This window comes from Rhodococcus sp. BS-15, from assembly GCF_000813105.1.
In the GTDB taxonomy this organism is placed as follows: Bacteria; Actinomycetota; Actinomycetes; order Mycobacteriales; family Mycobacteriaceae; genus Rhodococcoides.
Genome location: NZ_BAOX01000032.1, coordinates 21,244 through 27,367, shown reverse-complemented (window position 1 = coordinate 27,367; position 6,124 = coordinate 21,244). Strand labels below are relative to the sequence as shown.

Here is a 6,124-nt window from a genome sequence, read left to right as displayed (position 1 = left end):
GCAGTCACAGCGAACAAGTCAGTCGACATCGACGCCGATGCATCGGCAATCCTCGAAGTTCTCGCCGACGTCGAGGGCCTTCCCTCGTGGTCCCCGGTCCACAAGAAGTGTGAGGTCGTCGATCGGTTCGACGACGGCAAGCCACACCACGTCAAGATGCACGTCTCGATCATCGGCGTCAACGACGAGCAGCTCGTCGAGTACACGTGGACCGACAGCGAGGTGTCGTGGACGCTGGTGGAGAGCACTCAGCAGAAGGCCCAGGACGGCCGATACACATTGACGCCCAAGGGCAACGGCACTCACGTCGAGTTCGAGCTGACGGTCGACCCGAAGATCCCGCTACCCGGCTTCCTGGTGAAGAAGGGGACCAAGACGATCCTCGAAGCGGCCACCGAGGGCCTGCGTCAGCAAGTGGTGGGCTGACCCGCTACTGCTCTTTCCGCGCGGCGAGAACGGCCTCGTAGACCTCGCGCTTGGAGACGCCGTCGACCGCAACCTGGGCGCAGGCGTCCTTCAACCGCATGCCCGACGCCACCAGCGTCTCGACGTCGGCAACGAGGTCCTCCGGCTCCTCGGCGACGGCGACGGCTCCTTCGAGTACGACGGTGATCTCGCCGCGCACTCCGTCTCTCGACCATTCGAGCAGCTCGCCGAGGCCGCCGCGTCGGACCTCCTCGTAGGTCTTGGTGAGCTCACGGCACACCGCTGCGCGGCGGTCGGGGCCGAGGACGTGGACGGCGTCTTCCAGGCACGCGACGAGGCGATGCGGCGCTCGAAGAACACGATGGCGCGCGGCTCGGCGAGCACCGACCGAAAGTAGGTGCGGCGCTGTCCCTGCTTGCGCGGGGCGAAGCCGTCGAAGCAGAAGCGTTCGACGGGCAGACCGGACAACGCGAGCGCCGTCGTCACTGCCGAAGGACCGGGCAGACAGGTCACCGGCAGATCGGCCTCGACGCAGGCTGCCACGAGGCGATAGCCCGGGTCGCTCACCGACGGCATCCCAGCATCGGTCACCAGCAAGACCGTCTTGCCCTCGGCCACGGCCTCGACGAGAGCCGGAAGGCGGGCCGTTTCGACCTGATCGTAGAAACTGACGACCCTGCCCGTGATCGCCACGCCGAGAGACGAGGCGAGTTGTTTGGTGCGCCGGGTGTCCTCGGCGGCGACGACATCGGCACTGCCGAGGGCATCACGCAGGCGCTGCGAGGCATCACCGACGTCGCCCATCGGGGTGGCGGCAAGGATGAGCATGTCTCCAGTGTCCCGCATGCGGCGGCGCGGTTTGTCGGGCACTGCCGATCAACGCCTACGATCGGTACGTGACCTTGCTGACCTCTGAGCGCTCCGGCGACCGGTCGATGGTCAGTCCCGGGCCCACCGTTGCCGCGCGCGACTGGTTCCACGACACCGATGCCCGCCGCGGTTGGATCGTCACCGTCGTCATCACCGTCATCTGCGCGATCACCCGCTTCACGATGTTGCGGTACCCCACCGACGCAGGAACTCCTGTCTTCGACGAGAAGCACTACGCCCCGCAGGGCTATCAGGTACTCACCGGAGGTGGGCTCGAAGACAATCCGGCATACGGGCTGGTGGTGCATCCACCGGTCGGCAAGCAGCTGATCGCCGTCGGGGAAGCGTTGTTCGGCTACAACGGGTGGGGTTGGCGTTTCTCGTCGGCGGTCGCCGGAACCCTGTTGGTACTGCTGGTCATTCGGATCGTGCGACGGCTCGCCCGATCGACACTCGTCGGTGCGATCGCGGGGATTCTGCTGACCGTCGACGGCGTGACGTTCGTCAGCAGCCGAATAGGCATGCTGGACATCTTCCTCGCGTTCTTCGTCACCGCTGCATTGGGCTGCTTGGTCGTCGACCGCGACGACATGCGGCAGCGACTGTCGAGAGTGCGCGCCGAAGGGCGAATGGATGCCAGTGCGCTGGGGCCGCGAATGGGTGTGCGGTGGTGGAGATTCGGGGCCGGCGTGATGCTGGGTCTCGCCTGCGGCACCAAGTGGTCGGGGCTGTACTTCATCGCGTTCTTCGGATTGCTGAGTGTGGCATTCGATGTGGCGGCGCGGCGCTCGTACGGCGTCGAACGCCCGTGGCGGGGAACAGCGTTGCGCGACATCGGGCCTGCGCTGTACGCGCTGGTGGTCGTTCCGATCGCGGTGTATCTGATGACGTGGTGGGCATGGTTCACCTCCGAGACCGGCGTCTACCGGCACGAGGTCGGCGACGGTGTCGGCGTCGGCGGGCCGTTCTCGTTCGTTCCCGACGCGTTGCGTTCCCTGTGGTTCTACAGCGGCAGTGTGCTGCAATTCCATGAGGGACTGACCAATTCGGCCGGCAACCGGCACCCGTGGGAATCGAAGCCGTGGACGTGGCCGATGGGCCTGCGACCGATGCTGTACTACTTCGCCGACGGCGAGAGCGTGTCCGGTTGCTCGGCGTCCTCGTGCGTGAAGGCGATCATGCTGATCGGCACGCCCGCGATGTGGTGGCTGGCACTGCCGATGCTGGCCTGGGTGATCTGGTCGGTGTTCGTCCGACGGGACTGGCGTTACGCCACAGTGCTCGTCGCGTATTCCGCAGCACTGTTGCCGTGGTTCACCACACTCGACCGACAGATGTACTACTTCTACGCAGTGGCGCTGGCACCGTTCATGGTGATGGGCTTCGCATTGGTGCTCGGCGACATCATCGGCAAAGCCACCGCGTCGGCAGAACGGCGAGGTACCGGACTACTACTGGTGTCCTTGTACCTCGCGTGGTGATAGCCAACTTCGTTTGGCTGTGGCCGATTCTGACCGCTATGCCGATCACGCCGCAGATGTGGCAGGAACAGTTGTGGCTGCCGAGTTGGCGCTGACTCAGGCCAGGCAGGAGTGGAGCCTGCGGAACGACCTATGCAAGCAGTGCGGTTTTGCCCTTGGTGAGTCCGTCGATGCTGACGCGTCCGGCACCGAATGCGGCGAGCAGCAGCGCGCCGACGCCGAGGGCGACGACCAGTTCGTAGCCGTTCTCCGTTGCGAACACACCGTTCTCGAAGTGCACGAAGACGGCCGCACCGAGCATGTTCAGGAACAGCAGCAGGCCGGCGATGGGAGTGAAGATTCCCAGCACGAGCGCACCGCCGCCGACGAGTTCGACGAACGTGGCGAAGTAGGCGGACGCCGTGGGCAGCGGGACGTTCATCATCTCGAAGCTCGCGGCGGTGCCGTCGAGTCCGTAGGTGTTGAGCTTCTGCCAGCCGTGGGCGATGAAAACGATACCCAGGCCGATTCGAGCTACGAGGGCAACGGCGTCGCGGACGACGGTGGAGTTCATGACACATCCTTCTGACAGGGCTATACGGGCAGCCCTACCCTGGCAGAAGCAAGTTGAAGGGTCAACTTAGCGGCCGCTCGCACCTTTGAGAGCAGATTCGAGGAACGAACGGGCCTGGTCGTCGTCCAGGCCGATGGACCGGACCGTTCTGACGAACTCCGTCGCCGCTCGGGCCGCGATGTCACGCGACGGATCGCCGCCCGACGCGACGAACGAACCGGATCGGCCCCGCGTCTCGATGATCCCCTGCTGCTCGAGCTCGCGGTATGTCTTCGCCACCGTGTTCGGTGCGATCTTGAGTTCCTCGGCCAGACCCCTGACCGTCGGAATCTTGGTGCCGGCAATGAGATCGCCCGATCGCACCAGCCCCAGAATCTGCATCCGCAGTTGCTCGAACACCGGTGTGGTGTTCGACGAATCGATATGTACGCGCACGGTCGATTCCCTATCCGAGCGCGTCGACTGCGTCGACGATCGAGGTCGGACCGGACGTCAACATGAGCGTCTTGCGCACGGCCGAGCCGGTGTCGAGCAACTGTGCGATCACCGCGGCCACATCGGCGCGCGTCACCTCGCCCGGGTCCAGCGGCGGCTCGGTGAGAGCCACCGAGTCGGTGGGGTCGTCATCGGTCAACTTGCCCGGACGCAGAATCGTCCAGTCCAGTCCACTCCGGCCCGAAACGTTTTCTTCTGCAGCAGTTTTGGCTTCGATGTACGCCTTCCAGCCGGCGTCGAGATCCTCGGCGACCGGCTCTCCGGCACCGAACGAGCTGATCAGGACATAGCGGCGAACGCCGGCCTTCTCTGCGGCATCGGCCAGCAGCACCGCGCCTGCGCGGTCGACCGTGTCCTTGCGCTCGGGACCACTGTTGGGGCCTGCACCTGCGGCGAACACCACCGCGTCAGCACCGGCCAACACTGCGGCCAATTCCTCGACGGAGGCCGATTCGAGGTCGATCACCTGCGGCAGCGCGCCCAGCGCGGTGACGGCATCGACGTGGTCGCTGTTGCGAATCAGCGACACCGCACGATCTCCGTGCGCTGTGAGCACCTGAGTCAGGTGTTGTGCGATCTGGCCGTGGCCACCTGCAATGACAATGCGCTTGTCGGTCATAACCACTCCCGTTCCTGGCGTGAATCTGTCGTCGGGGCTACCCGCGTGGCAGGATCGCAAACATGAGCACGTTCGCGACGATCTATCACAATCCGCGGTGCAACACCTCTCGCACAGCGCTGAAACTGATCGAGGAAGCAGGTGTGACTCCGAGGGTGATTCGGTACCTGGAGACACCTCCCACCGAGGACGAACTCCGCACGCTTCTCGCCGACGCCGGACTCGAAGCCCGTCAGGCCATTCGCACTCGCGAGAGCATCTACAAGGAACTGGGGCTCGCAGGCGCGGACGCCGACACGCTCATCGCGGCGATGGCCCAGCACCCGATTCTCATCGAACGCCCGATCGTGGTGACCGACAAGGGCACCGTGCTCGCCCGCCCCGCCGACAAGGTGCTCTCCGTGCTGTAGAGCGCTACAACCTCTCGCGCGACACCGGGCACGACATGCATCGGGGACCGCCTCGCCCCGAGCCCAGTTCCGATCCGGAGATCCGCAGCACCTCGATGCCCGACGCCTCGAGCCGTGCATTCGTTTCGACGTTGCGCTCGTACGCGACGACGACTCCCGGCGCGATGGCCAGCGTGTTGTTTCCGTCGTCCCATTGTTCGCGTTCGGCGGTGACGTGGTCGAGTCCGGTGTCGATCAATCGCAGCTTGCCGATGCCCATCGCATCGGCGGCCGCCTCGAGAAACGGGTCGGCGCCGCGAATACTGACTCCTGCGTCCTCGCGGTGAATGGTGAACGCGGACAACGTGTCCTGGATGGCCGGGTACATCACCACCGCGTCGGTATCGACCATGGTGCACACCGTGTCCAGATGCATCGACGCGCGCTCCTGCGCGATCGGCACCACCAGCACGCTGTGCGCCAGACCGTCCTCGAACAGGCTGCGCGCCAACGCTTCTGCACCGGCGGGCGTGGTGCGCTCTCCCACTCCGACAGCCACCACACCCGGGGCGAGCAGCAACACGTCCCCACCCTCGACCGGAGCGGTCCGCGACTCGTACGCACGCCGCACGCCGCGGAACATCGGATGGAATGCGTAGATCAGATCGGTCAGCGATGTCTCCCGCACTCGGGCGGGCAGAGCCAGCGAGGTGATCGCCACTCGATCGGCTATCCAGAACGACGAGTCGCGAGTGAAGAGCAGGTTCGGCAGCGGATCGATGACGAAGTCCCCACCGTGATGCATTCGCCGAACCAGCGATGCCCCGCTGAGCTGCGGCTCCCCCGTCTCCGCCTCGAGCAATTCGTCGAATGTCATGCCCGCCATCAGTATCTGCGCCAGTTCGGCCGCGGGCACACCCCGCAGATGTTGGGCGAGGTCCTCGGCGAGCGACCGGCCGAGCGTCGGGCATCGACAGCGGCGGAGATACCCTGCATTCGCGCTGCGCCGCTGACCGTCATGGCCTCGGTGAGAAGCTCGCCGAGAAGCAGTACCGTGACCCCGCGACCACGCAGGAGATCGGCGAACGCGTCGTGCTCGTCCTGTGCGCGATCGACCCACGGCAGGCCGTCGAACAGCAGCTGGTCGTTGTTTCGCGGGGTGAGGCGTCGAAGCTCGTCTCCCGGCCGGTGCAGCATGACGGTGCGCAGCATCCCCACCTCGGAGTTGGCACCCAACGGGCCCGCAGCCGCATCGACACTCATGAACGAACGGTAAACCCATTCGTCTGCC

Annotated in this window: 5 protein-coding genes and 3 pseudogenes; 3 read left to right on the top strand and 5 right to left on the bottom strand. The window is 65.4% G+C overall.

Features of this window, described 5'->3' with window-relative positions:
• The coding region (locus RHBS_RS06695; protein WP_145977483.1) for an SRPBCC family protein at positions 1-426 on the top strand (426 nt) is incomplete at its 5' end.
• Positions 427-430: 4 nt separating this feature from the next.
• Here RHBS_RS06695 and rsmI read toward each other — a convergent pair.
• Positions 431-1,272 (bottom strand): annotated as a pseudogene (gene rsmI / locus RHBS_RS06690) (16S rRNA (cytidine(1402)-2'-O)-methyltransferase).
• An 89-nt stretch (positions 1,273-1,361) separates the two neighbouring features.
• On the opposite strand from rsmI, the pseudogene RHBS_RS06685 reads away from it, so the two are divergent.
• Positions 1,362-2,872 (top strand): annotated as a pseudogene (locus tag RHBS_RS06685) (dolichyl-phosphate-mannose--protein mannosyltransferase).
• Positions 2,873-2,907: 35 nt separating this feature from the next.
• Here the strand turns inward: RHBS_RS06685 and RHBS_RS06680 are convergent.
• From RHBS_RS06680 to RHBS_RS06670, 3 genes are all read right to left on the bottom strand, one after another.
• Positions 2,908-3,330, bottom strand: coding sequence for a DoxX family protein (locus RHBS_RS06680; protein WP_128645217.1), 423 nt, complete (start codon positions 3,328-3,330; stop codon positions 2,908-2,910).
• Between the two features lie 66 nt (positions 3,331-3,396).
• Positions 3,397-3,765 carry a GntR family transcriptional regulator gene (locus RHBS_RS06675; RefSeq protein ID WP_128645216.1) on the bottom strand — a complete coding sequence of 123 codons (369 nt, stop codon included), beginning with the start codon at positions 3,763-3,765 and terminating at the stop codon, positions 3,397-3,399.
• Between the two features lie 10 nt (positions 3,766-3,775).
• A complete protein-coding gene (locus RHBS_RS06670; protein WP_128645215.1) occupies positions 3,776-4,444 on the bottom strand; it encodes an SDR family oxidoreductase in 669 nt (222 codons plus the stop codon).
• Between the two features lie 62 nt (positions 4,445-4,506).
• Here RHBS_RS06670 and arsC point away from each other — a divergent pair, with 62 nt between their 5' ends.
• The gene (arsC, locus tag RHBS_RS06665; protein ID WP_128645214.1) at positions 4,507-4,854 is read left to right on the top strand and encodes an arsenate reductase (glutaredoxin); all 348 of its coding nucleotides are present in this window, start codon (positions 4,507-4,509) and stop codon (positions 4,852-4,854) included.
• A 4-nt stretch (positions 4,855-4,858) separates the two neighbouring features.
• Here arsC and RHBS_RS06660 read toward each other — a convergent pair.
• Positions 4,859-6,096 (bottom strand): annotated as a pseudogene (locus RHBS_RS06660) (arginine deiminase).
• Positions 6,097-6,124 lie beyond the last annotated feature (28 nt).